Origin of the sequence: Micromonospora sp. C41, assembly GCF_018070485.1 — a bacterium.
Taxonomy (GTDB): Bacteria; Actinomycetota; Actinomycetes; order Mycobacteriales; family Micromonosporaceae; genus Micromonospora; species Micromonospora chalcea.
The window spans coordinates 1-24,295 of record NZ_JAGPXP010000020.1 but is presented as its reverse complement, the minus strand read 5'-3'; the positions used below and the strand labels follow the sequence as shown (position 1 = coordinate 24,295).

General features: G+C 74.3%; 23 protein-coding genes. 8 read left to right on the top strand and 15 right to left on the bottom strand.

Going from position 1 to position 24,295, the window contains the following annotated elements; all coding sequences use genetic code 11:
* Position 1: 1 nt before the first annotated feature.
* Positions 2–991, top strand: a complete 990-nt coding sequence (locus KBX43_RS20965) for an ABC transporter ATP-binding protein (protein ID WP_064447169.1) — start codon at positions 2–4, stop codon at positions 989–991.
* Positions 991–1,716 (top strand): ABC transporter ATP-binding protein, encoded by a 726-nt coding sequence (locus tag KBX43_RS20960; protein ID WP_030503025.1) that lies wholly within the window; start codon positions 991–993, stop codon positions 1,714–1,716. Before KBX43_RS20965 ends, KBX43_RS20960 begins: the two co-directional genes overlap by 1 nt.
* Positions 1,717–1,783: 67 nt before the next feature.
* On the opposite strand, the gene KBX43_RS20955 is transcribed toward KBX43_RS20960, so the two are convergent.
* Both KBX43_RS20955 and KBX43_RS20950 read right to left on the bottom strand, forming a co-directional pair.
* Positions 1,784–2,236 (bottom strand): GNAT family N-acetyltransferase, encoded by a 453-nt coding sequence (locus KBX43_RS20955; protein WP_069089391.1) that lies wholly within the window; start codon positions 2,234–2,236, stop codon positions 1,784–1,786.
* 123 nt (positions 2,237–2,359) lie between these two features.
* Positions 2,360–3,508 carry a helix-turn-helix domain-containing protein gene (locus KBX43_RS20950; protein WP_064447170.1) on the bottom strand — a complete coding sequence of 383 codons (1,149 nt, stop codon included), beginning with the start codon at positions 3,506–3,508 and terminating at the stop codon, positions 2,360–2,362.
* Between the two features lie 163 nt (positions 3,509–3,671).
* On the opposite strand from KBX43_RS20950, the gene KBX43_RS20945 reads away from it, so the two are divergent.
* Positions 3,672–4,946, top strand: coding sequence for a YncE family protein (locus KBX43_RS20945; RefSeq protein ID WP_113971723.1), 1,275 nt, complete (start codon positions 3,672–3,674; stop codon positions 4,944–4,946).
* 51 nt (positions 4,947–4,997) lie between these two features.
* Here KBX43_RS20945 and KBX43_RS20940 read toward each other — a convergent pair whose 3' ends face one another.
* Together KBX43_RS20940 and KBX43_RS20935 are read right to left on the bottom strand one after the other, a co-directional pair.
* Positions 4,998–6,602, bottom strand: a complete 1,605-nt coding sequence (locus tag KBX43_RS20940) for an alpha/beta hydrolase (RefSeq protein WP_209960518.1) — start codon at positions 6,600–6,602, stop codon at positions 4,998–5,000.
* Positions 6,603–6,621: 19 nt separating this feature from the next.
* Entirely contained in the window at positions 6,622–7,734 is a 1,113-nt protein-coding gene (locus tag KBX43_RS20935) for an ATP-dependent DNA ligase (RefSeq protein WP_209960520.1), read from the bottom strand.
* A gap of 136 nt (positions 7,735–7,870) precedes the next feature.
* Between KBX43_RS20935 and KBX43_RS20930 the strand changes: the two genes are divergently transcribed.
* Entirely contained in the window at positions 7,871–8,083 is a 213-nt protein-coding gene (locus KBX43_RS20930; RefSeq protein ID WP_043325629.1) for a hypothetical protein, read from the top strand.
* A gap of 217 nt (positions 8,084–8,300) precedes the next feature.
* Positions 8,301–8,723, top strand: a complete 423-nt coding sequence (locus KBX43_RS20925; RefSeq protein ID WP_210886759.1) for an SRPBCC family protein — start codon at positions 8,301–8,303, stop codon at positions 8,721–8,723.
* Here KBX43_RS20925 and KBX43_RS20920 read toward each other — a convergent pair.
* On the bottom strand, positions 8,698–9,186 hold the full coding sequence (locus KBX43_RS20920) for a GNAT family N-acetyltransferase (protein WP_043325626.1): 489 nt from the start codon (positions 9,184–9,186) through the stop codon (positions 8,698–8,700). The two genes, KBX43_RS20925 and KBX43_RS20920, sit on opposite strands and share 26 nt — an antisense overlap.
* Before the next feature lie 55 nt (positions 9,187–9,241).
* On the opposite strand from KBX43_RS20920, the gene KBX43_RS20915 reads away from it, so the two are divergent.
* Positions 9,242–9,763 (top strand): DUF1990 family protein, encoded by a 522-nt coding sequence (locus tag KBX43_RS20915; RefSeq protein WP_064447269.1) that lies wholly within the window; start codon positions 9,242–9,244, stop codon positions 9,761–9,763.
* Positions 9,764–9,767: 4 nt separating this feature from the next.
* On the opposite strand, the gene KBX43_RS20910 is transcribed toward KBX43_RS20915, so the two are convergent.
* The 10 genes from KBX43_RS20910 to KBX43_RS20865 form a co-directional block, all read right to left on the bottom strand.
* Positions 9,768–10,682 carry a DNA-3-methyladenine glycosylase gene (locus KBX43_RS20910; protein ID WP_210886756.1) on the bottom strand — a complete coding sequence of 305 codons (915 nt, stop codon included), beginning with the start codon at positions 10,680–10,682 and terminating at the stop codon, positions 9,768–9,770.
* A gap of 147 nt (positions 10,683–10,829) precedes the next feature.
* Entirely contained in the window at positions 10,830–11,489 is a 660-nt protein-coding gene (locus tag KBX43_RS20905; protein WP_064447175.1) for a hypothetical protein, read from the bottom strand.
* Between the two features lie 205 nt (positions 11,490–11,694).
* The gene (locus KBX43_RS20900) at positions 11,695–12,477 is read right to left on the bottom strand and encodes an anti-sigma factor (protein WP_030503037.1); all 783 of its coding nucleotides are present in this window, start codon (positions 12,475–12,477) and stop codon (positions 11,695–11,697) included.
* The gene (locus KBX43_RS20895) at positions 12,474–13,172 is read right to left on the bottom strand and encodes a sigma-70 family RNA polymerase sigma factor (RefSeq protein WP_030503038.1); all 699 of its coding nucleotides are present in this window, start codon (positions 13,170–13,172) and stop codon (positions 12,474–12,476) included. The genes KBX43_RS20900 and KBX43_RS20895 overlap by 4 nt, the downstream gene beginning before the upstream one ends.
* Before the next feature lie 82 nt (positions 13,173–13,254).
* Positions 13,255–14,112 (bottom strand): spermidine synthase, encoded by an 858-nt coding sequence (locus tag KBX43_RS20890; protein WP_210886753.1) that lies wholly within the window; start codon positions 14,110–14,112, stop codon positions 13,255–13,257.
* Complete coding sequence (locus KBX43_RS20885; RefSeq protein WP_210886751.1) at positions 14,112–15,083, bottom strand: hypothetical protein; 972 nt, start codon at positions 15,081–15,083, stop codon at positions 14,112–14,114. Before KBX43_RS20885 ends, KBX43_RS20890 begins: the two co-directional genes overlap by 1 nt.
* Positions 15,080–17,554: an AAA family ATPase gene (locus KBX43_RS20880; protein ID WP_210886748.1), complete on the bottom strand. Its 2,475-nt coding sequence runs from the start codon at positions 17,552–17,554 to the stop codon at positions 15,080–15,082. Before KBX43_RS20880 ends, KBX43_RS20885 begins: the two co-directional genes overlap by 4 nt.
* Positions 17,554–18,702 carry an exonuclease SbcCD subunit D gene (locus KBX43_RS20875; RefSeq protein WP_043325615.1) on the bottom strand — a complete coding sequence of 383 codons (1,149 nt, stop codon included), beginning with the start codon at positions 18,700–18,702 and terminating at the stop codon, positions 17,554–17,556. Before KBX43_RS20875 ends, KBX43_RS20880 begins: the two co-directional genes overlap by 1 nt.
* A gap of 11 nt (positions 18,703–18,713) precedes the next feature.
* Positions 18,714–20,462: an ATP-binding protein gene (locus tag KBX43_RS20870; RefSeq protein ID WP_043325613.1), complete on the bottom strand. Its 1,749-nt coding sequence runs from the start codon at positions 20,460–20,462 to the stop codon at positions 18,714–18,716.
* Between the two features lie 627 nt (positions 20,463–21,089).
* A complete protein-coding gene (locus KBX43_RS20865) occupies positions 21,090–21,911 on the bottom strand; it encodes a pyrimidine reductase family protein (protein WP_210886745.1) in 822 nt (273 codons plus the stop codon).
* A gap of 150 nt (positions 21,912–22,061) precedes the next feature.
* Here KBX43_RS20865 and KBX43_RS20860 point away from each other — a divergent pair, with 150 nt between their 5' ends.
* Positions 22,062–22,607, top strand: coding sequence for a plasmid pRiA4b ORF-3 family protein (locus KBX43_RS20860; protein ID WP_043325609.1), 546 nt, complete (start codon positions 22,062–22,064; stop codon positions 22,605–22,607).
* A gap of 233 nt (positions 22,608–22,840) precedes the next feature.
* Positions 22,841–24,160 (top strand): ABC transporter substrate-binding protein, encoded by a 1,320-nt coding sequence (locus KBX43_RS20855; protein ID WP_043325608.1) that lies wholly within the window; start codon positions 22,841–22,843, stop codon positions 24,158–24,160.
* Positions 24,161–24,295 lie beyond the last annotated feature (135 nt).

The window sequence follows — 24,295 nt, the reverse complement described above, 5'->3', positions numbered from 1 at the left end:
GATGACCGCGACCGCCGAGACGTCCGTACCGGACCTGGCGTCCCTGCAGCAACGCGCGGCCGAACGGGCCGCGCAACGGGCCGGAGGGCGGGACCGGCTGCGCGGGCACATCGTCTGCGACGGCCTGGTACGCATCTTCAAGACCGAGGGCGTCGAGGTCGTCGCCCTGCAGGGCCTCGACCTGGTCATCGACCGGGGTGAGCTGGTCGCGATCGTCGGGGCCTCCGGCTCCGGCAAGTCGACCCTGCTGAACATCCTGTCCGGCCTGGACACCCCGACCGCCGGCATCGCCCGGGTCGCCGACTACGACCTGCTGTCGCTGTCGAACAAGCGGCGGCTGGCGTACCGGCGGGAGGTGGTCGGCTTCATCTGGCAGCAGACCGGCCGCAACCTGCTGCCGTACCTGACCGCGTTGGAGAACGTGGAGCTGCCGATGAAGCTGGCCGGGCGGGCCGGCGGGCGGCGCAAGCGGCGGGAACGGGCCCGCGAGCTGCTGGACATGGTCGGCGTCGGCTACTGCGCGGACCGCCGTCCGGGCCAGATGAGCGGCGGCGAGCAGCAGCGCTGCGCGGTCGCCGTGGCGGTCGCGAACGACCCGGAGATCCTCTTCGCCGACGAACCCACGGGTGAGCTGGACGAGGCCACCGGCGCGGAGGTGTTCGCCGCGCTGCGCACCATCAACGCCGAGCTGGGGGTCACCATCGTGGTGGTCACCCACGACCACGCCGTGGCCGGCCAGGTCCGCCGTACCGTCGCGATCCGCGACGGCCGGACCGCCTCCGAGGTACGCCGGACCGCGCGCGTCACCGCCGACGGCGGCACCGAGATGGTCAGCGAGGAGTACGCGGTGCTGGACCGCACCGGCCGGATGCAGCTGCCGGCGCAGTTCGTGGAGGCGTTGTCGCTGCGTGACCGGGTCCGCCTCAATCTGGAACCCGATCACGTCGAGGTGCGCCCCGGTGACCGGACGCACGCCGAGGAGAGTGAGTGATGACCGACCAGACAGTGGTGCTGCCGGCGGTGCCGGGGACGGCAGTCGAGGACGTGGTCCGGGTCGAGGGGGTGAGCCGCACCTTCGGCAAGGGGGAGCACGCCGTGCACGCCGTACGGGACGTCTCGTTCACCGCGCGGCGCGGCGAGCTGGTGGCGGTGCGGGGCCGCTCCGGCGCCGGCAAGACCACGCTGCTGAACCTGGTCGGCGGCCTGGACCGCCCGGACGCCGGCCTGATCCGGGTGGCCGGGCACGAGGTCACCGCCGCGGGCGAGCGGGAGCTGCTGGCGTTGCGGCGGGGCACGATCGGGTTCGTGTTCCAGACGTTCGGCCTGGTGCCGATCCTGTCCGCGGCGGAGAACGTGGGGGTGCCGCTGCGGCTGGCCAAGGTGCCGGCGGCCGAGCGGGAGCAGCGGGTGGCGGTGCTGCTGGAGCTGGTCGGGCTGGGCGGGCACGCGGCGCAGCGCCCGTACGAGCTGTCCGGCGGGCAGCAGCAGCGGGTGGCGGTGGCCCGGGCGCTGGCGAACGAGCCGGACCTGCTGATCGCCGACGAGCCGACCGGCCAGCTCGACTCCGAGACCGGCCGCTCGATCATGGACCTGCTCCGCGCGGTGGTGCACGCGCGGGGGATGACCGCGCTCGTGGCCACGCACGATCCGGCGCTGATCGAGATGGCCGACCGGACGCTGACGCTGCGCGACGGCCGGCTGGCGCCGGAGGACTGACCCGGGTGACCGGGCCGCGCGCCTTCGGGTGGCGGCCCGGTGCCGGGTCGCGGCGGTCGCGGCCCGGTCAGAGCGCCAGCTTCATGCCCTCGTGGCTGGCCACGAAGCCCAGGTCGCGGTAGAACCGGTGCGCGTCGGCGCGCTGCTTGTCGGTGGTGAGCTGCACCAGCGCGCAGCCGCGCTCCCGGGCCCGGTCGATCGCCCAGCGCATCATCGTCCCGCCCAGCCCACGGCCGCGCCGGTCGGAGCGGACCCGCACCGACTCGATCAGGCACCGCTCGGCGCCGTGCCGGCCCAGCCCGGGGATGTAGGTGAGCTGGAAGCAGCCGACCAGCTCCCCGCCGTCGTCGGCGACGATCAGCTCGTTGCGCGGATCGGCGTCGAGGTCGGCGAAGGCCCGCTCGTACGCCGCGTCCACCTCGGGCAGGTCACGGGTACGCCCCAGCACGTCGTCGGCGAGCAGCGCGAGCACGGCCGGCAGGTCGGCGCGGACCGCCTCCCGGAAGATCACCTCGGTCATCCGGCCAGCCTGGCACAGTGCCGTGCGCCGGCGTGGCCCGGGCGGCGTCCGGACGGGTCGTCCGGTCGTGTCGCTCGTCCGGCCGCGTCGCCGGGGCGCGGCGTCCGGTTGCGCCGTCCGGGGTCAGCCGCCGTCCAGCCAGCTGCGCAACGCCCACCACCAGTGCACGGTCTCCGGCACCGTGCACCGCGCTCCCTCCTCGACCGGCGGCCCGCCGGTCAGCTCCCGCAGCCGCCGCAGCCGGTAGCGCACCGTGTTCGGGTGTACGTGCAGCGCGGCGGCGGTCTGGTCCAGCCGCTGGCCGTGGTGCAGCCAGGCGAGCGCGGTGCCGGCGAGGTCCCGGTGGAAGTCGTCGGCCGGGTCGAGCGCGCCGAGCAGCGTGCCGCGCAGCAGCTCGGCCAGGACCGGCTGGGCGGCCAGCGCGGTCTCCCCGGCCAGGTCGGTGACCTGACGCAGGCCGCGCAGCCGCCGGTGCGCCGCCGTGGCCAGCGCCGCCAGGCAGAGCGCGTACATGGCCGGTGCCCGCGCCAGCGGCTGTGCGGGCGTCACCAGCGTCAGCAGGTCGGCCGGTACGGCGTCGGGCGGTCGCGGGAGCAGCCCGGCGAGCCGGTCGTCGACGGTGCCGAGCAGCCCGCCGTGCCGGATGAGCTGCCGGTGCAGCGCGTGCGCGCGTACCGGGTCGGGTGGCGCGGCGACCAGGCAGTGGTAGCGCCCGTCCGGCCGCAGCCCGAACCGGGTCAGCTCGGCCGGTGGCAGGCCCGCCGGGCCGTCGCGCAGCAGCCGCCGCAGCAGGTGCGCCCGGGCCGCCGCGCCGGTGCGGAGCAGGTCCCGTTCGGCGGCCCGATGCCCGTCGACCACTGCCCGCTCCACCGCCGCGGCGTACCGGCCGATGGTGAGCAGCCCCTCCAGCAGCACCTCGTCCGGGATGCCGGCGGCCCGGCCGTGCCGGACCACCAGCTCCACCGCGCGGTCCCGCCCGGCCTGCACCCCGCGCAGCAGCCCGGCCACCGTGACGCCCTGCGCGGCCCGGTCCGCGCCCAGCCGGCGTGCCTCGGCGAAGTCCCGTCCGGCCGGGTCCTCGTGGCGTTCCAGCGCGCCGAGGCCACTGGTCAGCAGCAGGACGACCTGGCGGCGTACCTCGTCGGCGGGCAGCCGGGCCACCTCGGGGGAGTTCACGCGGGCCGCCCGCGCCACCTCGTCGACGGCGGCCGGGTCGGCGGACAGGTCGCGCAGCAGCGTGCCGAACGTGGGGACGTTCCCGGTCCGGGTCACGCCGCCTCCCGTTGTCGTCGCGGCACAACCGGGTCGCGCGGGCGTTGGCGTCCGGTCCCTAGCCCCGGTAGCCGGCCGGTTGCTCTCCTGGTTGTTACCGCAAGGTAACACCGTTCGCGCCACTGAGAAACGTCGATGTCGTACCGGCTGCCAGGAGGCGTCCATGACCCCCGTGCCACTCCGCCCGCCCCGACCCCGCCGCCGCGCCGCGCTCGCCGTGCTGGCCGCGCTCGCCCTCGTCGCCCCGGCCCCGCTGCTGACGGCGCCCGCGCCGGCCGCCGCCGCGGTCCCGCTCCAGGAGGTGATGTTCGTCGGCAACAACTGGGACGGCACCGCCGACGTCATCCGGTCCCGTGGTGACTACGCCAAGCTCGGCCGGATCAACGTCATCCCGGACCGCGCCGCGCGGCTGCGCGAGATCTACCTCAACCCGATCAAACTGGCGTACTTCCTCGGCATCCGGCAGGGCCCGGGGGAGGGCCACGACCAGTTCGTCGACGACATGTACACCACCCCCGACGGCAGCGCGGTGGTGGTGTCCCGGCCCAGCTTCGCCGACGTCGTCTCGATCGACCTGGCCACCGGCGCGCTGCGCTGGCGGTTCCCGGTCTCCGGCTACCGCTCCGACCACATGGCCGTGTCACCCGACGGCACGCGCGTCGCGGTCTCCGCCTCCACCTCCAACACCGTGCACGTGCTGGACATCCGCACCGGAACGCAGCTCGGCTCGTTCGGCGCCGGCGACAAGCCGCACGAGAACATCTACACCGACGGCGGCACCCGGCTGTGGAACATGTCCATCGGCGAGGTCAACACCGACCTGGACGCGCCCTGGCTCGACTGGACCAAGGGCGACCGCCGGATCACCGTCGCCGACACCAGCACGTACCAGGTGGTCAAGGTCATCGACATGCGGGACCGTCTCGACGCCGCCGGCCGCCGCGACCTCTCCGACGCGGTCCGCCCGGCCGTGTTCACCCCCGACGGCAGCCGGCTCTACTTCCAGGTGTCCTTCTTCAACGGCGTGGTCGAGTACGACGTGGCAACCGACCGGATCACCCGCATCGCCACGCTGCCGAAGAACCCGGCCACCAGCGAGGACCGCACCACCTGGGTCAACGACTCTCGGCACCACGGCCTGTCGATGAGCCCCGACGGCGCCCGGATCTGCGTCGCCGGGACCATGGACGACTACGCCACGGTGCTCGACCGGGCCACGCTGCGCGAGGGGCCGCTGGTGCCCGCGAACAAGCCGTACTGGGCCACGGTCAGCGGGGACGGCCGGGACTGCGTGATCTCCGAATCCGGCGCCGACCAGGTCACCGCGATCAACTTCGCGACCGGGCAGAAGGTCGCGAGCGTCCCGGTCGGCGACCACCCCCAGCGCGTCCGGATCGGACACGTGCCGCAGGACTGGACGCCCCCGGCCGCCGGCTGACCGCCGACGTTCGACCGGCCGGCGTCCGGCTCCCGGCCGCCGGCCGGACCGTCACCGGGCGGGGCAGCGCAGCCCCTCCCGGGGGACGGTGAGCGAGATCAGGTACGCGTCGACCGCCGACGTCACGCACGGCGTCTGCGGGTACGCGGTGTGCCCCTCACCCTCCCAGGTGAGCACCCGACCCACGCCCAGCATCGCGGCCAGCGCGGGCGTCTGCTCGTACGGCGTGGCCGGATCACCTGTGGTGCCGACCACCAGGATCGGCGGCGCGCCGTTCGCCCGGCCGGTCGGATACGGGTCCCGCTCGCCGGGCCACTCCACGCAGCCGAGCATCCCCACCGCGAGGGCGGGACCGAACAGCGGGTACTTCTGCCGCCACTGCGACTGCAACTGGCGGACCTGCTCCCGGGTCGGCTTCTCGGTCTCGTCCGCGCAGTTGACCGCCAGGTTCGCGTCGAACAGGTTGGAGTAGTGCCCGTCCGGCTCCCGGCCCGCGTACGAGTCGGCCAGCTTGAACACGCCGTCCGGGTCACCGCCCTGCAACTCGTCGATCGCCCGGGCCAGCTCCTGCCAGCCCTGCTCGGTGTAGAGCGAGGAGATCACCGCGTAGAAGACCCAGCCGGAGGTCGCCTCCCGGCCGTCCTGCCCGCGTACCGGAGAGGTCTTCGCCTTGGCGATCGCGTCGGTGACCGCGCCCCGGGCGTCCGGCGCGATCGGGCAGCGGCCGGCGTTCGCCGCGCACCAGCGGGAGAAGTTGTCGAACGCCCGCTCGAAGCCCTTCGCCTGGCTCTCCGACCCGGCGATCAGCTTCTGCTGCGGGTCGACCGCGCCGTCGAGCACCAGGGCGCGCACACGCTGCGGATAGAGCTGGGCGTAGGTGGCGCCGAGCAGCGTGCCGTAGGAGTAGCCGAGGTACGTCAGCTTGTCGTCGCCGACCGCCGCCCGGACCGCGTCCATGTCGCGGGCCGCCTGCTCGGTGCCGTAGAGCGGAAGCTGGTCGCCGTACTTCGCGCCGCACCGCTCGCCGATGCGCCGGTTGAGGCCGACGAAGCCGTCGAACGACGACTGGCTCTCCGGGTCGGGGTCGTAGCCGAAGCTGGCGTCCAGGTCGGCGTCGGAGATGCACTTGACCGGGCTGGACCGGGCCACCCCGCGCGGGTCGAAGCCGACGATGTCGAACCGGTCGGTGACCGACGTCGGCAGCCCGCCGAACGCCGGACCGAAGGACAGGTAGACGGCGGTGTCCACGCCCGAGGCCCCCGGCCCGCCGGGGTTGACCACCAGCGACCCGATCCGGTCGCGCTGCTTTGTCGAACGGGCCCGGATCAGCGCGATCTCGAACGTCTCTCCCGCGCCCGGCCCGGCGGTCGCGCCGGTGGTTGCCCCGGTGCCCCAGTTACGCGGCACGGCGATGCGGGCGCAGTCGTAGCGCATGTCCGCCGCACCCCGGCCGACCAGCTCGTTCGGCACCTCCGGGCAGGCCCGCCACTGTGGGGCGGTGCCCGGCGGGGCGGCCTCGCCCTCGCTCTCGGCGCGCGGCGCGAACGCCGGCAGCGTGCAGCCGGCGGTGAGCACCACCGCCGCGACGAACGCGGCGAGGGCGGGCCGGAACCGGCGGGTCCGGTCGGGGAAGCCTGTCACGTGGGCGCCTTCCATGATCGTGTCGACCGCCAGGCTACGCCCGGCCGGCCGCGTCACCGACCGTCGCCGCCGGATCGCCGCGCAGCACCTCGTCGACGTCGTAGCGGATCGGGCGGTCGAGCTGGCCGTAGTCGCAGGAGCGCGGATCACGGTCGGGGCGCCAGCGCACGAACCGGGCGGTGTGCCGCAGCCGGTCGCCCTCCATCGCGTCGTACGCCACCTCGACCACCAGCTCGGGACGCAGCGGCTCCCACTCCAGGTTCTTGCCGCCGGTCCACCGGCTCACCCCGCCCGGGATGCGCTGGCCGCGCTCGTGGTCGCCGTGCACCCACGGGTGCTCGCCGCCCACCTCGCGGTAGGGCTCCAGCTCGTCCAGCAGCTCCTTGCGGCGGGCCATGGTGAACGAGGAGCTGACGCCGATGTGGTGCAGCACGCCCTGGTCGTCGTAGAGCCCCAGCAGCAGCGAGCCCACCACCGGGCCGGACTTGTGCCAGCGGAAGCCCGCCACCACCGCGTCCATGGTGCGCGCGTGCTTGACCTTGAACATGAGCCGCTTGCCCGGCTCGTACGGCAGGTCGGCCTGCTTGACGATCAGCCCGTCCAGGCCGGCGCCCTCGAACACCTCGAACCAGCGGCGGGCCGTCTCCGGGTCGGTGGTCACCTGGGTCACGTGCACCGGCGGCCGCACCCCGGACAACGCCTGCTCCAGCCGCTCGCGGCGCCGCGGATAGGGCTGCCCGGTGAGCAACTCGTCGTCGATGGCCAGCAGGTCGAACGCGACGAAGTCGGCCGGGGTGGTCTCGGCCAGCAGCTTCACCCGGGAGGCGGCCGGATGGATCCGCTGGGCCAGCAGCTCGAAGTCGAGCCGGGGGTGCCCGCCCGGCCCGTCCCGGCGGATCACGATCAGCTCGCCGTCGACGGCGCACCGGGGCGGGAGCTGCCGGCGCGCCTGCTCGACCACCTCCGGGAAGTAGCGCGTCATCGACTTGCCGCCCCGGCTGGCCAGCTCGACCTCGTCACCGTCGCGGAACACGATGCAGCGGAAGCCGTCCCACTTCGGCTCGTAGGTCAGGCCGGGATCGGTGGGCAGCTCGGACACGCTCTTGGCCAGCATCGGCTCGACCGGAGGGTTGATCGGCAGGTCCACGGCGACCAGTCAACCAGACCCCACCGACAGTGGTGAGGCAGATCACCCGGGGTGGCCGGGCGGCGTGTCCCGTACCGGTCGCCTTCGTCACCGCCGCCCGGATGGTGAAACCGCAGGTCAGAGCTACCTTCGCGGCGTGCCGGAGTGGAGCTGCGGATGCTGCGGGCGCTGGCGGGTCAGCGTCGAGCTGATCCGTGGCCGCTACCGCTACCGGCTGGCGCACCGCTATCCGGCCGAGCACGGCGGCGGCGCGAACGTCCTCGGCGAGGTCGGCTCGATCACCGAGCTGGAACGCCTGCTGAAGCGCTACGCCCCGGTCACCCTGGCCGACCTGCGCGAAGCGGCCTGACCCGCCGCCCCGGCGAGGCTCCGATCTTGGAGTTGTGGCGCCTCATAAAGCTCGTCAATCGGGCATCCTGGGCACCACAAGTCCAAGATCGACGAGGCGGGGCGGAGGCGGGGCGGAGGCGGGGGCGGGGCGAGGGCGGAGCGGGGCGCGCGCGGGACGGCGGGCGGGTGGAGTGCGGGCGTAGCCTGGGCGGACCGTCCACGGGGGAGGAACGCCGATGCGGTTCACCGAGTCCGTCGAGATCGCCGCCGACGTCGACCGGGTGTGGGCGGTGCAGAGCGACGTCGAGCGCTGGCCGGAGTGGACGCCCTCGGTCACCGCCGCCCGCCGGCTGGAACCCGGTCCGCTGGTGCTCGGTTCGACCGCCCGGCTGGAGCAGCCGCGCCTGCCCCCGGCGGTGTGGCGGGTCACCGAGATCGAGCCGCCGTACTCGTTCGTCTGGGAGTCCGCGAGCCCGGGCGTGCGCAGCCGGGGTGAGCACCGCCTCGTCGCGCTCGGCGACGGGCGCACCCGGGCCGAGCTGGCCCTGGTGCAGACCGGGCCGCTGGCCGGCCTGATCGGCTTGTTCGCCGGGTCGATGATGCGCCGCTACCTGCGGCAGGAGGCGGACGGACTCAGGCGCCGCTGCGAGCAGGGCTGACCGTCTTCTCCAGCACGGCGAGGCGGTTGCCGTTCTCGTCCGGCCGGTGCGCCACCACCCGGTAGCCGCGCCGCGCGTACAGGGCCAGGTTCGCCGCGCTGTCCGCGCCGGTGAACAGCGCGAACCGGGTCACCCGGCCCGCGCAGGCCTGCTCGACCGCGTCCAGCAGCCGTCCGCCGACGCCCCGGCCCTGCTGGTCCGGCGCGACCGAGAGGCGGCCCACGTGGGCGGTGTCGCCGTCGACGCGGGCGCGTACCGAGCCGACCAGGCGGGGGCCGCGCCGCGCGGCGAGCACCACGTCCGGTCCGGCCAGCGCCGCCCGGACCTCGTCCAGCGTCTCGGTCAGCGGGGGCAGGAACACGTCCCGGTAGCGCTGCGCCTCCACCAGGTACGCGGCGCGCTGCACGGTGAGGATCTCACCGGCGTCGGCGACGTCGGCGGGGGCGATGGTCACGTCGGTCACCGGCTCAGCTCACCACAGCGCTCAGAAGCGGCCGTACGCTGGCGGGGGTGTTCCCATCAGCGTGGAGGTGACCGGCGTGCCCGAGCTGACGTACCCGGAGGTGGGCGCGACCCGCGACGGCGGCCTGCCGGCCGGCTACCACCACCTGCGCCACCGGGTCCGGCTGCCGGACGGCGGCTTCCCGGTCGCGGCGGACGCGCTGCTGGGCTGGCGGCTGCACCGCGCCGCGGGCGTGGTGATGCGCGCGGACGCGCCGCGCGCGGCGCCCGGGGTACGTGTCACGCCGGGACTGGGCGTCGGCCCGGCGCGGCTGTGGGGCCCGACCGAGGTGGTCTGGGTGGTGGACGAGCCGGACCGGGCCGGGTTCGGCTACGGCACGCTGCCCGGGCACCCGGAGGTCGGTGAGGAGGCGTTCCTGGTCACCCGGGGTGCCGACGGCGTCTGGTTCGAGGTGACCGCGTTCAGTCGCCCCGCCCACTGGTACGTGCGGGCCGGCGGGCCGGTCGTGCTCGGCTTCCAGCGGGCGTACGCCTGGTGGCTGGGCCGGACGCTGCGGCGGCTGTGCCGGCGGCGCTGAGCGGTCAGTAGCGGGCGAACGAGCGGATCGGGGCGCGCGGGCCGTACTTCGGCGCCTGGATCCCGGCCGCCTCCAGCAGCACGCAGACCCGGCCCCGGTGCCCCTGAAACGGCGCCAGCAGCGCCAGCATCCGGGCGTCGTCGCCGCGCGGCTCACCGGCCAGCGCCCAGGCCACCGTGTTCGGCACGTGGTAGTCGCCGACGCTGACCGCGTCCGGGTCGCCGTACGCGATCCGCACCACCTCGGCGGCGGTCCACGGCCCGATCCCGGGGATCGCGGTGAGCCGCCGGGTGGCCTCGGCCGAGTCGGCGCAGCGTTCCAGCCGGTCCGCGACGGCCGCCGCGCGGCGCAGCGTGTCGGCGCGTCGCTGCTCCACGCCGAACGGGTGGAACACCCAGTACGGCGTGGCCGCCACCGCGGCCGGCTCCGGCGGCAGCAGCAGTCGTTGCAGCGGACCCGGGGCGGGTTCGCGGAAGTGCCGCACGGTGGCGGCGTACGCCCGGTACGCCTCCTTGCCGGTGACCTTCTGCTCGAAGACGGCCCGCAGCAGCCGGGGGAAGATCTGGCCGGTGGCGGGCATCCGCAGCCCGTGGTGCGTGTGGGCGAGGCGGGCCACCAGCGGGTGCGCGGCGGCGAGCGCGGCGAACCCGGTCAGGTCGTCGCGCAGTCCGGCGATCCGGTCGGCCCGCTCGACCACCCAGCCGGCGCCGGGGCCGTACCCCTCGGCGGTCAGCTCGCCGGCCTCCGGGCGCAGCGCCAGCGTGGCCGGTCCGTCCGGGGTGCGGGTGGCCCACCAGAACGTGCCGGCGGCGATCCGCGCGCACGGGTCGTACGGGCTGAACGTGAGCGCCCGCACCGACGCGGCCAGCCGGTAGCCGGCCGGGGGGCGCAGCGTGCGGCGGGCGGCGGGCGAGGTCACCCGGCCACTCTGCCACGCGTCCCGGCGGTGACGCCGGACACGCCGAGCCGGGAGGCGGGGCGATGCCGGTGCGCCCCGCCTCCCGGGTTCCCGACGATGACCGGCCGCGCCCTCCCCGGCGGCGACCGGTCACCGTGACCTGGTGCGTCAGTACGAGTAGTCCGACCCGCCGCCGGAGCTGTTCGAGCTGCCCGCCGCGGGCGGCGCGACCGGCTTGGGCGTGCCGGTGGGCAGGCAGGTCAGGTTCTTCTTGCCGTTCGGGTCGACCACGAACCAGGTGCCGCCGACGCCCTGGCCCTTCCACTGGCCCGGCTTCTTGTCGCCGATGTAGCGGTAGACCGGCCAGCCGCCGATGGTGAGCTGCCGGGTGCCGTCCTGGCGGGTGATGGTGCCGACCTTGTCGTCGGAGACGCCACGCAGCTTCGGGTTGCCGTCGGTGAGCGACGGCGGCCAGACCTCGGCGCACTTGTCCACGCAGTTGGACTGCGGCGGGTCGTCGGAGTCCTTGTCGAACCGGTACAGCACCCAGCCGTCCTGGTCGGTGACGACGCGGCCCATGCGGGGCAGCTTCTTGCCGACCAGCTCGTCGGTGATCTTCACGTTGGCCGGGGGCGCCTTGTCCGCGACCGGCTCCTCCTCGGGAGCCGCCGACGCCTCCGGTTCGGCCGCCGCGGTGGGTTCGGCCGCGGCGACGGCGACCGGCTCGGCCGCGCTCGAGTTCGCCCCGTTGTAGCCTGCGGGGGCGCAGGCCGTAAGTGCGACCATCGCGCTCGCGACGATGACGGTCGTCCGCTTGTGGTGTGCCACGTGCCCTCCTCGTTCTTGGCAGTTCGCCGAGTAGTACGGGCGCGGCACTGTCAAGGTTGAAGTCGAAACGGTGGCACATTTCACAGTGGACTGATTGAACCGACAGCCGTTCTGGCGCGTGCGTCAGCACGAGGGGGTCTGCCGGCCCGGACACGACAAGACGGCGCCGGGCGGTCCAGCCGCCCGGCGCCGTCGTCGTACCGGATCAGATGTCGTCCACCGTCACCAGCGGACTCGCCACCCCGTTCGCGTCCACCGACTGCACCTGAAGCTTGTCGATGTCGCGCACCGGGGCGGAGGTGGACGCGGTCAGCTCCAGCGGAAGCTGGTTCTGGTTCGTGCCGTAGCCGCCGGCCGGCACCGACCAGGTGGAGATGACCTCGCTCGTGGCGTTCTTGCGCACCACCACCAGCCGGCAGACACGCGGCCCGGGCAGGCGGCTCAGCTGCACCGAGATCTGCGTGCCGTACTCCTTGCGCGCCAGCCACATCGTGGTCTGCACGCCGGTGCCCGCGTCGGTGGCGTTGTGCTGGTCGCCCTCGATCGGCTTCTCCCCGCCGACGCCCGGGTCGTTCGGGTTGCCCGGCTCGCCGCTCGGCGCCGCGGTCGGCGCGGTCTGCGTCGGCCCGGCCTGCGGCGTCGGCCCCGGCTCGTCGCCGAGCATCCCGGCGGCGACCCCGCTCAGGCCGCCGAACACCACCACTGCCGCCGCTGTCGCCAGCAACTGCCGCACCCGGGTACGACGGCGGTCCCGCCGCACCGCCACCAGCGTCCGGTCCAGCAGCGCCGGATCGGTGTGCGTCTGCTCCAGCGCGGCCATCGCCTCGCCGTCGATGCCGGAGAGCAGCCCCACCACCGGGACCATCGTCTCCAGTTCCGCCGCGCAGGCCCAGCAGGTGGCCAGGTGCTCCTCGAACCGCTCCGCGTCCTCCGCGTCCAGCACGCCGAGCGCGTACGCGGCGACGTCCATGTGGTCGGCCCGGCTCATTCGGTCACCCCCCTCTCCTGCAGAGCCGTGCGCAGCGCGCGCAGCGCGTAGTAGACCCGCGACTTGGCGGTGCCGAGCGGAAGCCCCAGCTCCTCGGCCGCCTCCGGCACGGTGCGCCCCCGGAAGTACGTCGCCACCAGGATCTCCCGGTGCGACTGGCTCAGCGTACGCAGCGCGTCCGCCACCGTCATCGTGCGCAGGACCCGGTCGGTGCTGTCCGCCTCGGCGAAGGCGGTCAGATCCCGGTCGTACGTCTCCGGCGGGCGGGCCTGCTCGCTGCGGTGCTCGTCGATCGCGATCCGCCGGGCCACCGTGACCAGCCAGGGACGCAACGAGCCCTGGCCCTGCACGCCGAGCCGGTGCGCGTTGCGCCAGGCCCGCAGCAGCGTCTCCTGCACGATGTCCTCGGCCCGCTGCCGGTCCCCGCCGGTCAGCCGCATCACGAACATCAGCAGCGGGCCGGCGTGCTCGGCGTACAGCAGGCGGATCAGCTGGTCGGAGTGGCTGGCCTCGGCGGAGGTCGCCTGGTGGCGTCCGGGAGCGGGTCGCGGCGGCACCGGGTCATTCTGGCGATCGGCGGGCCGGGCGTCGACCCCCCGGCGGGAACGCGAGGCGCGCGAATGTGGTTGTGCCCGGGCGAACATCCACTCGGGCCGCGCCACTTCGCCGTGCCAGCCGGCCGCCACCGCATGCATGCAGACCTCCGCTGTCCAATGACATCAGCCGGCCCCCCACGGGCATGGCCGCCCGGTGATACGCAGCCACCAGTCGATCGGATCAACGTTTGACGGAAAAAATTCCGGGCGGCGGGGGAGTGGAGTCGACGGCGTCCGCGTCGTGGACCACCGCCGCGCCGCCGGTGAAGCGGTCCAGCTCCGCGCCGGCCAGCACCCGGCCGGGGAACCAGTCGCCGGCCGCCCGCCGGGCCAGCTCCGGCACCGGCGGCTCCACCCGGGACGCCACCAGCACCAGGTTGCCGTACCGGCGGCCGCGCAGCACCGCCGCGTCGCCGACCAGGCAGGCCCGGGGCAGCACGGTACGCACTGTGGCGACCTGCGCCTTCGCGTGCCGCAGCGGCGGGCCGTCGGCCACGTTCGCCAGATAGCTGCCGCCGGGCGCCAGCACCCGGGCCACCTCGGCGGCGTACTCCACCGAGGTCAGGTGCGCGGGGGTACGGGCACCCGCGAACACGTCCGCCACGATCACGTCGTACGCGCCGTCCCGGCTCGACGTCAGCGTCGCCCGCGCGTCGGCCACCCGTACCCGCAGGCGCGGATCGGCAGGCCACGGCAGCTCGCGGCGGACCAGCTCCACCAGCGCGCCGTCCACCTCGGACACCCGCTGCGTCGAACCCGGGCGGGTGGCCTGCACGTACCGGGGCAGGGTGAGCGCGCCGCCGCCCAGGTGCAGCACCCGCAGCGGCGCCCCGGCCGGCGCCACCAGGTCCAGCGCGGCGGCCAGCCGCCGGACGTACTCGAACTCCAGGTGAGCCGGGTCGGTCAGGTCGACATGCGACTGCGGCGCGCCGTCCAGCAGCAACGTCCACGAGCCCGGACGGTCGCGGTCCGGCACCAGTTCGGCCCGCCCGGTGTCGACGTCGGCCACCACCCGGTCGGAGTCGCGTCGCCGGCCCATCAGCGCCGCATTCCGCGCGCCGCCGCGGTGAGCACGCGGTGCAGCAGCCGCGCGTCGCCGAGCATCCCGCGTAACCGGCGTTCCAGCCCGGCGATCGGCACCAGGTTCTGCGGGGCACGCGGATCCTTGTACGGGGTGGAGGCGAACCGGGGCAACGTCACCAGCGACAGGTCGGCCAGCGCGATCGCCTCCGGCACGGTCAGGTCGGCCGAGCACTCCACCCGCACGATCCCGGCCCACGGCGCCCCGGCGCGCACCGGCAGGCGCAGATACCACGACCAGCCGCCCCACGCCGTGCCCAGCCGGAACACCGGGCACCGCTCACCCGGCGCCAGCCCGGTCACCACAGCGGTCAGCCGCCCGTCCAGGTATTGGCTGTGCTGCGTCTTGATGTACCCGAGCGTGCGCGGCAGGTTCCGCCGGCTGCGCAGCGGGCCGTCCACCACCAGCAGGTCGCCGTCGGTGCGTACCGCGTCGGAGACGGCCACCTCCAGCGCGGTCAGCGGCGCCTGCACCGCCGCGGGCAGCTTGCTCAGCTCACCGGTGCCGCTGACCCGGTGCACCGGGTAACGCACAGTCCCGGCGACCACGTCCTGCGCCGACGGGCTCGCCGTGAACAGGCCGCGGCCCACCCGGGCGCCGGCCATCTCGGCGGCGCCCCGGTCCAGGTCGCAGCGGACCACACCGGCCGCGTACGAGGCGGCGATGCCGGGGAACGAGCCGCCGTCCTCCTCGGCCGTCCAGACACTGGCGTCGATCCGGCGTACCCCGTCGACGAGCAGCACCACGTCCGGCGACCGCACGCCCGCGCGGAGGCCGATCGCCCGCCAGTCGGTGGCCGGCAGCTCGACGTCGGCGTCCACCTGGGCGCTGCTCGGCGCGGCCGGACCGGACCCGCCCGCAGCCTCGAACGACGCGCCGTACGCCGGATCCCAGGCGTCGACGAAGAACGCCGGCGACTGTGACGTCACAGGCCGGTCCGTTCCACGCGGGCCGTCCGCGCGTCCTTGCGCACCTCGAACCGGACCGGGATCCGCTCGGCCAGCGCCGGCACGTGGGTGACCACGCCGACCATCCGGTCGCCCCGGGCGGCCAGGTTCTCCAGCGTCGCCGCGACCGTGTCCAGCGTCGCCGCGTCGAGCGTGCCGAAACCCTCGTCCAGGACGATCGACTCCAGGCTGGCCGCGGTGGTGGACATGCCGGCGAGCTGCTCGGACAGCGCCAGCGCCAGCGCCAGCGACGCCTGGAACGTCTCCCCGCCGGACAGCGTGCGCACCCCGCGCCGCAGCCCGGCGTCGTGGTGGTCGACCACGAAGAACTCGCCCTTGTCGTGCACCAGGTCGTACTGCCCGCCGGACAGCTCCCGCAGGATCCGCGACGCGCCGTCGACCAGCAGGTCCAGCGCCTCGGTGAGCAGCCAGCGTTCGAAGTTGTTCGCCCGCAGGTGCGAGGCGAGCGCCCGCGCCACCCGCGCCTCGTGCTCGTGCCCGGCCCGCTGCTCCCGCAGCCCGGCGGCCTGCTCGCGGCGCTCGTCCAGGCGGCGCAACTCCGCCTCGGCCCGCTCCACCGCCACCGCCACGTCGCGCGGCGCGTCCTGCGGGGCGTCCAGCCCGGCCGCGGTGAACAACGCGGCGATCCCGTCGGCGACCTCGGCCGCGGCCCGCTGCGCCGCCTCCACCGACTCGGCCAGCCCGTCGCGGTCCGCGCGCCGCGCCCGCGCCTGCTCGCCCGCCCAGTCGGCCAGCGCCGTCCACGCCGCCGCCACGTCGTCCCGGTCGGCGGCCGGCGGCCCGAACCGGGCCAGCCCGTCGCGTACCGCGTCGAAGTCACGCCAGGCCCGGCGCAGCCGCTCCTGCGCGGCGTCCAGCGCGCCCCGCGCCCGCCGGGCCGCCTCCCGCCCGGCCCGCACCGCGCCCGCCGCCTCCTCCAGCGCGGTCCGCAGCCGCGCGTGCTCGGCCAGCGCCTCCCGCAGCCGCTCCGGCGCGGGCGCGTCAGTGAGCTGCTCGTCCAGCTCGGCCAGGCGCGCGCCGAGCTGGTCGTGCTGGGTCCGGGCACGCAGCAGCACCCGGTCCAGGTCGCGGGCCGCGGCGTCGCGTTCCTGCACCACCCGCTTCGCCGCCTCGCTCGCCGCCCGCGCCGCCTTGCCCGCCTCGATCGCCCGGCTCACCGCCGAACCCTTCGGCACCGCGGGCACGGTGGTGACCGTCTGCTCGCACACCGGGCAGGGCGCGCCGTCGACCAGGTGCGCCCGCAGCGCCGCCGCCTGGTCGGCGGCCTTCGCCTCCTCGTGCTCGCGGAACGCCGACTCTAGCTCCGTCTCGGCCCGCTGCGCGTCCGCCCGCGCCGCCGCCAGCGCTGCCACCGCCGCGTCGTGCTCGCCGCGCGCCGCGTCCACCGCCGCGCGGACCGTCGCCGCCTCCGCGGTCAGCCGGTCCCGGTCCGCGTACGCCTTCAGGTGCAACCGCAACGCGCTCTCGTCACCGGCGGCGGTCAGCTCCCCGCGCAGCTTCTCCTCGCGCTCCTCGGCCAGCCCGACCGTGGCCGCCGCCTCGTCGGCGGCCACCCGGGCCGCCGCCACCGCCCGCGCCAGCTCGGCGGTGCCGTCCGGCGGCCGCACCCCGGCCAGCACACCCAGCTCCGCGTCGAGGGCGGCCAGCGCCGCCGCCCGCTCACCCGCCGTCGCCCGGGCCCGCTCCCATTCGGGTACGGCGGCAGCGACCGCTGCGGCCAGCTCCCGCATCGCGTCCACCCGCTCCCGGGCGGCGGCCAGACTCTCGTCGTCGACGTCGGTGAGCCCGCCGAGCAGCTTGTCGACGGTCTCCAGCTTCGCCTCGGCCTGCCCGGCCCGCTCGACCGCCTTCTTCTGCACGTTCTCGTAGACGCCCAGCCCGAGCAGGTTCACCAGGATCTGCTGCCGGGTGGCCGGCTTGGCGTGCAGGAAGTCGGCGAACTGCCCCTGCGGCAGCACCACGCAGGAGGTGAACTGCTCGTACGGCAGCCCGACCGCGTCCAGCACCGCCTGTTCCATCTCGGCCGGGGTGCCCGCCACCACCTCGCCCAGATCCTCCGGGCTGAGCCCGGTGTCGAGCTTGGTGACGTCGAAGCCCGGCGGCATGAGCTGCAGCCCGGCGTTGGCCGTCTTCACGGTGCCCCGGCCGTCCCGGCGCACCACCCGGGTCGCCACGTAGCGGTCCCCGGCGGACTCGAACACCAGCCGGACCCGCGCCTCGGTGGCCGACGGCGCCAGCGCGTTCGCCAGCCCCCGGGCGCCGCCCCAGCGCGGCACCGTGCCGTAGAGCGCGAAACAGATCGCGTCGAGCACCGTCGACTTGCCCGAACCGGTCGGCCCGACCAGCGCGAAGAAGTCCGCGTCGGTGAAGTCGACAGTGGTCTCGTCGCGGAACACCGTGAACCCGGCCATGTCCAGCCGCATCGGCCGCATCAGTGCTCCACCTCCTCGAGCAGCTCGTCGAAGAGTTCCCGGACACCCTCGTCGGCGTGCCCGCGGCTGTCCAGGTAGTCGCCGAACAACTCGCCCGGCGACCGCCCGGCCCGCTGGGCGGTCCGGGTCCCGCTGCCCGGCGCGGGCACCAGCTCCGGGTCGATCCGGATCTCCAGCGCCCGGGGCAGCAGCTCCTGCACCTCCTCGCGCAGCCCGGCCCGGGGCTGCTCCCGGACGTAGACGCGCAGCCAGCCCTCCGGCGCCTCGATCTCGGCGAGCTGCGCGAGCGTGCCGCGTACCGTGCGCAGCGGCACCGCGCCCGGCACCGGCACCTCCCGGATGCGGGCGGCCGTGGTGGCGGTGACCTCCACGATCGTCACCGAGCTGACGTTCTCCTGCTCGCCGAAGTCGACGGCGAGCGGGCTGCCGCTGTAGCGGATCGGGCACGGGCCGATGACCCGCTGCGAGCGGTGCAGGTGACCCAGCGCCACGTAGTGCGCGTTGCCGGGGAAGACGGTGGCCGGGACCGCGTATCCGAGCACCGTGTGCGCGTCCCGCTCGCCGCCGCCGGTGCTCGCCCCGACCACTGTCAGGTGCGCGGTCACCAGGTGCACGCGGTCCGGCTCGGTGAACCCCTCGGCGAGCCGGTCCAGCACCCGGCCCAGGTGGTCGGCGTACGTCTGGTTCGCCTCGGCCGGGGTGAGCGTGTACATCTCCACCGCGCGCACCGCGTACCGCTGGGACAGGAACGGCAGCGCGGCCAGCCGCCAGCGTTCCCCACCGGCGGTGACCCCGTCGACGACGTGCTCGTCCGGGTTCTCCCGGACGCTGCCGCGCAGCGTGATCCCGGCCGCCTCGGCCCACGGGCGCAGCGCGTCCAGCGCCGCGCCGTTGTCGTGGTTGCCGCCGATCGCCACCACGTCCGCGCCGGTTCGCCGCAACGCGGTGAGCGCCCGGGTCACCAGCCGCGTCGCCTCCGGGGTGGGCGCGGCGGTGTCGTACAGGTCACCGGCGACGATGACCAGGTCCGGCCGCTCACGCTGGGCGATCTCGATGACCTGGGCGAGGACCTGCTTGTGCTCCTCGGCCCGGGACTGCCCCTTGAGGACCTTGCCGACGTGCCAGTCGGAGGTGTGCAGGATCTTCATCTGGGTGCCGCCTAGAACGGGATGTCGTCGTCGGAGGAGCCGGAGCCGACCACCGCGAACGGATCGGCGGCCTGCGTGATCGACCGTAGCGTCTCCGAGGGCGCGCGGCCCGCCTCCGAGACCCGGGTGGCCCACGCCGGGAACGGGAACTCCAGGCAGAGCGGCACCGGGATGTCCGGCTGGTTGACGAACATCGTGCCCGGCTTGGCCAGCAGCGCCCGCTGCCGTTGGGCGGGCGGCAGGAAGCCGTACTCCGGGCGGGACGCCTCGGCCGGGTCGAGCCGGCCCACCACCCGGATCGCCGAGTTGGTGACGATCCGCCGTTCCACCTCGCTGGCGGTCTGCTGCGCGCCGACCAGGATCACGCCCAGCGAGCGGCCCCGCTCGGCGATGTCGAGCAGCACCTCCTTGATCGGCGACGAGCCCTCCCGCGGCGCGTACTTGTTCAGCTCGTCGAGTACGACGAACAGCAGCGGCTTGGCGGTGCCCGCCTTCTCCTTGCGCTCGAACTCGCTCTTGAGCGTCACACCGACCACGAACCGCTGCGCGCGGTCGGGCAGGTTGTGCAGGTCGACCACAGTCACCTGCGCGCTCTCCGCCGTGTTGATCGAGTGCGGGCGGCGGGTCGCCAGGTCACCCCGGATCAACCGGCCCAGGTCCTTCTTGCTGCCGATCAGCCGCCGGGCGAACGCGTTCACGGTGCCCAGCCCGACCGCGCTGCCCGCCCACTCGCCGCGCGTCTCGTCGTCGTTGAGCTGCTCGACCACGTGGTCGACCAGATCCGCGTACGAGCCGAGCCGCACCCCGTCGATGCTCACCCCGCCGTCGGCCGGCTGGGCGTAACGGGCCAGGTGCGCGGCCACCGAGTGGACCACCATCGTGTACTGCTGGCGCTCGTCGTCCGCGTCGGCGAACACGTACGGCAGGAGCCGGTCGGCGCAGAACTCGGACAGCGTCCAGTAGAAGCTGTCCACCCCGGTGAGCCGGCTGCTCACATCCGGCGTGCCGGAGGAGTCGCCGACCCGCGGCGGGGCGTACACCCGCACGTCCGGGAACGCGCCGGCATCAAGGCCCAGCTTCGCGTACGCCGCCCGGGTCGGATCGTCGAGCCGGCTGTTCGGGTGGTCGAGGAAGAGCAGGTCCTCGCCCTTCACGTTGAAGATCAGCGCCTTCGCGTTGACCGCGTCGCCGCCCAGCACGCCGGAGCGGAACACCGAGTAGAGCAGGAACGTGGCGAAACTCGTCTTGGTCGCGACGCCGGAGATGCCGGAGATCGACACGTGCGCGCCCCGGGTGCCGTCGAGGAAGTCGGCGTTGAGGTAGACCGGCACCCCGTCGCGGCCCATCCCCATCGGGATCCGCCGCTCCATCCGGTCGAAGTGCAGGGCCCGCGCCCGCGCGTCCCCCTCGGCCCGGTGCACCACGGCGCCCGGCGTCGGCGGCACGTAGAACTCCGGGTCGACCCGCGTGGTCGTCACCTCGGCCGCCTCCTGCACCTGCGCCGGCAGCGTGCCGTCGGCGATGGCGAAGACGTCGGAGTCGAACTGCGCCCCCTCGTGCCGGGCACGCACCTGGGTAACCACCCCGGCGATCGTCACCGGCTCCCGGTCGGGCAGGTCGCGGCGGGTCACCACCACGTCGTCCAGCTGCAGGTAGCTGCCCGGCGCGACAGCCGTCCAGAAGGTGAGCGGGGTGGCGTCGGCGGTGCCGAGCACCCGGCCGACACCCTCGCCGGGCCCGTCGAGCTGGTCGTCGGTCATCGGCGGTCTCCGGTCGGCTGGTCGTACCGTTGGCGGTGCACGTCGTGCATCCTGCCCGAGGGATGCGACAGGTTGCCACGCGACGCGGCGGACGCCACGCCGAGCGTGCGCCGAACGGTAGCCACCCGGATCCGCCCGGCCACGGTGCGTACGTTTTCGTTGTTTCGCTACAGGCCCGTCGCGTGGCGCGGGGTGTCGGCGGCACAGGTGACAAGCGCTGCCCATGACGACTGCTCGCGAGGCGCCGGTCGTCTCCGCGCCCGTGTCACCCGTCGCGTTCCACTCGCCGCCCGGCTGGCCCGAGATCGTGGCGATTGCCGTCCGCTCCCGAGCCGTCTCGGAACGCAGGAACTCTGTCCTGCCTCCTGAGAGTCGCGAAGATCTTGGCAGGAAAGGGCACCTATGGGGCCCTTTCCTACCAAGATCTCCACGGATCTCACTTAACGGAACGCCCTTCCCGCGAGACGGAAGGCGCTCGCCACGACAGGCCGTCGCAGGGGACCCCAGCCGCGCTGCTCCCCGACTAGCGCGATCTTGCAGTTCTGGCCCCCGCAATTCAGCGCGAAACGGGCGCAGTCGGGGCCTCAAGTGCAAGATCACGGGGGTGCCAGGGTGCCGGGGTGCGGCTCAGGCGGCGGGGGCGGATCCGGCGGGTGTGGGGTCGGCGGGGTCGCGGGCGTACCGCAACATGAGCACTCCGTCGGCGGCGGCCAGCACGTGGCGCAGCGGCAGGTGCCGGGGCGGGCTGGCGTCCCCGGCGGTGATCCGGCCCGGGCCGGCGCCGGCGAGCAGCGGCGCCACGGTCAGGCACAGCTCGTCGACCAGGTCGGCGGCGGTGAGCGCGCCGAACAGGTGCGGGCCGCCCTCGCAGAGCAGTTGGTCCAGCCCTCGGCGGCGCAGCTCCGCCAGGCCCACGGCCAAGTCGACCCGGCCGCTGCCGTCGACCCGGTCGGTGCTGGTGACCGGGGCGGGGCCGCAGCGGACCAGGTCGGCGACGTCGGTGAGGCCGGGCGGCGGTACGGCGTCGGCGTGGGTGAGCACGATCGGCCGGACCGGGGCGTCGGCGAACGCGGCCTGGGCCGGGTCGAGGTCGAGTGAGCCGGAGACGACCACGAGCGTCGGGAACTCGGCCAGCCCGCGTTCGCGGCGCCAGGCCCGGCGTTCCGGGCTCAGCCGGACCGCCCGGTAGCCCTCGTGGCGCAGCGTGCCGGCGGCCACCACGAGAGCGTCGCAGAGCATCCGCAGCAGCCCGAAGACCCGCTTGTCCGGCTCGCCGGAGAGCCCGGCCGAGTAGCCGTCCAGAGTGACCGCCCCGTCGGCGCTGGCGACGAAGTTGACCCGCAGGTGCGGGCGGGCCGCCCGGCCGTAGAGCGCGGTGAGTTCCGGATCGGTCAGCGCGCCGGTGACGGGTGCGGGCCAGATCCGTTCGATCGGGGTTCCGACGCTCATTCGCCGGCCGGACCGGTGACCGGAGGGGTGGGTTCGGGGGTACGGTGCTGGCAGTCGCACCACTTCCGGCCAGGACAGTCGTCGTGCCGCCGTTCCCGGCAGGCTCGGCAGATCATGCAGGCAGCCTATGCCGAGGAAGGATGGGACGTCGTGTCGCGTCAGATCTTCCAGCTCATGGTGTCGCTGGCCGGGGTCCGGCCGCGGGTGTGGCGGCGGGTGCTGGTGCCCGGCGGCTACACGCTGGACCGGCTGCACCGGGTGATCCAGCACGCGATGGGCTGGCGCGACTGCCACCTGCACTCGTTCGACGTGGACGGCCGGCAGTACGGCGAACCCGACCCGGACGGCGAGCTGGCGCTGCGCGACGAGCTGGACGTCCGGCTGGACACGGTAGTGGGCAAGGGTGACCGGTTCCGCTACACCTACGACTTCGGGGACTGGTGGGAGCACGACCTGGTGGTGGAGGACTGCTGCGCCGCCGACCCGGACGAGCGTTACCCGGTCTGCCTGGACGGGGAGCGGGCCTGCCCGCCGGAGGACGTGGGCGGCCCGGCCGGGTACGCGGTCCTGCTCGCGGCGCTCGCCGACCCGGCACACCCGGAACACGTGACGATGCGCGAGTGGGCCGGCCCGGCGTTCGATCCGGCCGCGTTCGACGCCGGCCGGGCCACCGTCCTGCTGCGCCGCTGCTGCTGATCGCGCCGTCCGCGCGCCGCTGATCGCGGGCTCCGAGGAGGGGTCGCCAGCGGCGCGGTAACGAAATGGGAACGCTCCCAACGGTCTATTGACACCCCTGTCACCTCCCGGCAACCTCATGGGAGCGCTCCCGAGAGTGGTGCGGATCTCCCTCCTGCCCCGCTCCGGCCCGCGCGAAACGCACCCCCCACCACACAGCAGATATCGCCTCACCACCGAAAGAGGGGTCTCGGATGAGCGTCCCAATCCGTCGTCGGCGGTTCGCGGCCATCGCGCTCGCGTCCGTCGTCGTGCTCGGCACCACCGCCGCCTGCGGCGACGACTCGGACAGCGGCGACAGCGGCAGCGGCGACGGCCCGATCACGCTGGTCGTCGACGTCTTCGGCGACCAGGGCTTCGGCTACGAAGAGCTGTACAAGCAGTACGAAGCGGAGCACACGAACGTCAAGATCCAGGAGCGGGGCAAGGGTCTCGGCCTCGGTGACTACAACACCCGTCTGACCCAGCAGATCACCGCGGGCTCGGGCGCCGGTGACGTGGTGGCCCTGGAAGAGGGCACCATCGTCCAGTTCTACGCCCAGGCCGACAAGTTCGTGAACCTCGCCGACCACGGCGCGAACGACCTCAAGGGCAACTTCCTGCCGTGGAAGTGGGAGCAGGGCACCACGCCCGACGGCAAGGTGCTGGGCCTCGGCACCGACGTCGGCTCGATGGCGCTGTGCTACCGCAGCGACCTGTTCAAGGCCGCCGGGCTGCCCACCGACCGCGAGCAGGTCGGCGCGCTCTGGCCGACCTGGGACGAGTTCATCGCCACCGGCCAGAAGTTCGCCGCCGCCGACAAGAAGCACAAGTTCGTCGACTCGGCGACCAACTTCTACAACGTGGTGCTGATGCAGGTCGCGGGCCAGGGCAGCGGCTACACGTACTACGACAAGAGCAACAAGATGGTCATCGACCAGAACCCGGACGTGAAGACGGCGTACGACCTCACCACCAAGATGATCGCCGCCGGGCTGTCCAACAACCTCCAGTCGTTCTCCAACGAGTGGAACGCCGGCTTCAAGAACGGCACCTTCGCCACCATCGCCTGCCCCGCCTGGATGACCGGTGTCATCAAGGGCCAGGCCGGTGACGCGGCGGCCGGCAAGTGGGACATCGCCAAGGCGCCGGGCGCCGGTGGTAACTGGGGCGGTTCCTTCCTGGGCGTGCCGAAGTCGAGCAAGCACCAGAAGGAGGCCGCGGAGCTGGCCAAGTTCCTGACCAGCGCCAAGGGTCAGATCGGCGCGTACAAGGCGGTCGGCAACCTGCCGTCGAACCCGCAGGCGCTCACCGACCCGGCCGTCGCCGACTCGACCAACGACTACTTCAGCAAGGCCCCGGTCGGCAAGATCTTCGCCGCCGGCGCGACCGAGCTGAAGCCGGTCTACCTCGGCCCGAAGAACAACGCGGTCCGCACCGCCGTGGAGAACACGCTGCGCGCCGTGGAGCAGGGCAAGTCGGCCGGCGAGCAGTGGCAGGCGGCCCTGAAGAACGGTGCGGCCGCCGGTAAGTGACCGGTTGAGCCACCCGCGGTGCCCGCAGAGTCCGGCGTCGCCCGTGTGGCGGGTGACGCCGGCCGAGGAGAAGGACTCCCCATGAGCCTCGACCTGCACGCCGCGGCGCCGCCCGAGCCCGGCGCGCCGCGCTCC

Coding starts and splice junctions, on each gene's coding strand:
- KBX43_RS20865 (WP_210886745.1), bottom strand. CDS start 21,911: ATGAGCGTCGGAACCCCGATCGAACGGATCTGGCCCGCACCCGTCACC.
- KBX43_RS20960 (WP_030503025.1), top strand. CDS start 991: ATGACCGACCAGACAGTGGTGCTGCCGGCGGTGCCGGGGACGGCAGTC.
- KBX43_RS20890 (WP_210886753.1), bottom strand. CDS start 14,112: ATGGGCCGGCGACGCGACTCCGACCGGGTGGTGGCCGACGTCGACACC.
- KBX43_RS20900 (WP_030503037.1), bottom strand. CDS start 12,477: ATGAGCCGGGCCGACCACATGGACGTCGCCGCGTACGCGCTCGGCGTG.
- KBX43_RS20870 (WP_043325613.1), bottom strand. CDS start 20,462: ATGACCGACGACCAGCTCGACGGGCCCGGCGAGGGTGTCGGCCGGGTG.
- KBX43_RS20875 (WP_043325615.1), bottom strand. CDS start 18,702: ATGAAGATCCTGCACACCTCCGACTGGCACGTCGGCAAGGTCCTCAAG.
- KBX43_RS20880 (WP_210886748.1), bottom strand. CDS start 17,554: ATGCGGCCGATGCGGCTGGACATGGCCGGGTTCACGGTGTTCCGCGAC.
- KBX43_RS20925 (WP_210886759.1), top strand. CDS start 8,301: ATGCGGTTCACCGAGTCCGTCGAGATCGCCGCCGACGTCGACCGGGTG.
- KBX43_RS20965 (WP_064447169.1), top strand. CDS start 2: ATGACCGCGACCGCCGAGACGTCCGTACCGGACCTGGCGTCCCTGCAG.
- KBX43_RS20945 (WP_113971723.1), top strand. CDS start 3,672: ATGACCCCCGTGCCACTCCGCCCGCCCCGACCCCGCCGCCGCGCCGCG.
- KBX43_RS20855 (WP_043325608.1), top strand. CDS start 22,841: ATGAGCGTCCCAATCCGTCGTCGGCGGTTCGCGGCCATCGCGCTCGCG.
- KBX43_RS20940 (WP_209960518.1), bottom strand. CDS start 6,602: ATGGAAGGCGCCCACGTGACAGGCTTCCCCGACCGGACCCGCCGGTTC.
- KBX43_RS20895 (WP_030503038.1), bottom strand. CDS start 13,172: ATGCATGCGGTGGCGGCCGGCTGGCACGGCGAAGTGGCGCGGCCCGAG.
- KBX43_RS20955 (WP_069089391.1), bottom strand. CDS start 2,236: ATGACCGAGGTGATCTTCCGGGAGGCGGTCCGCGCCGACCTGCCGGCC.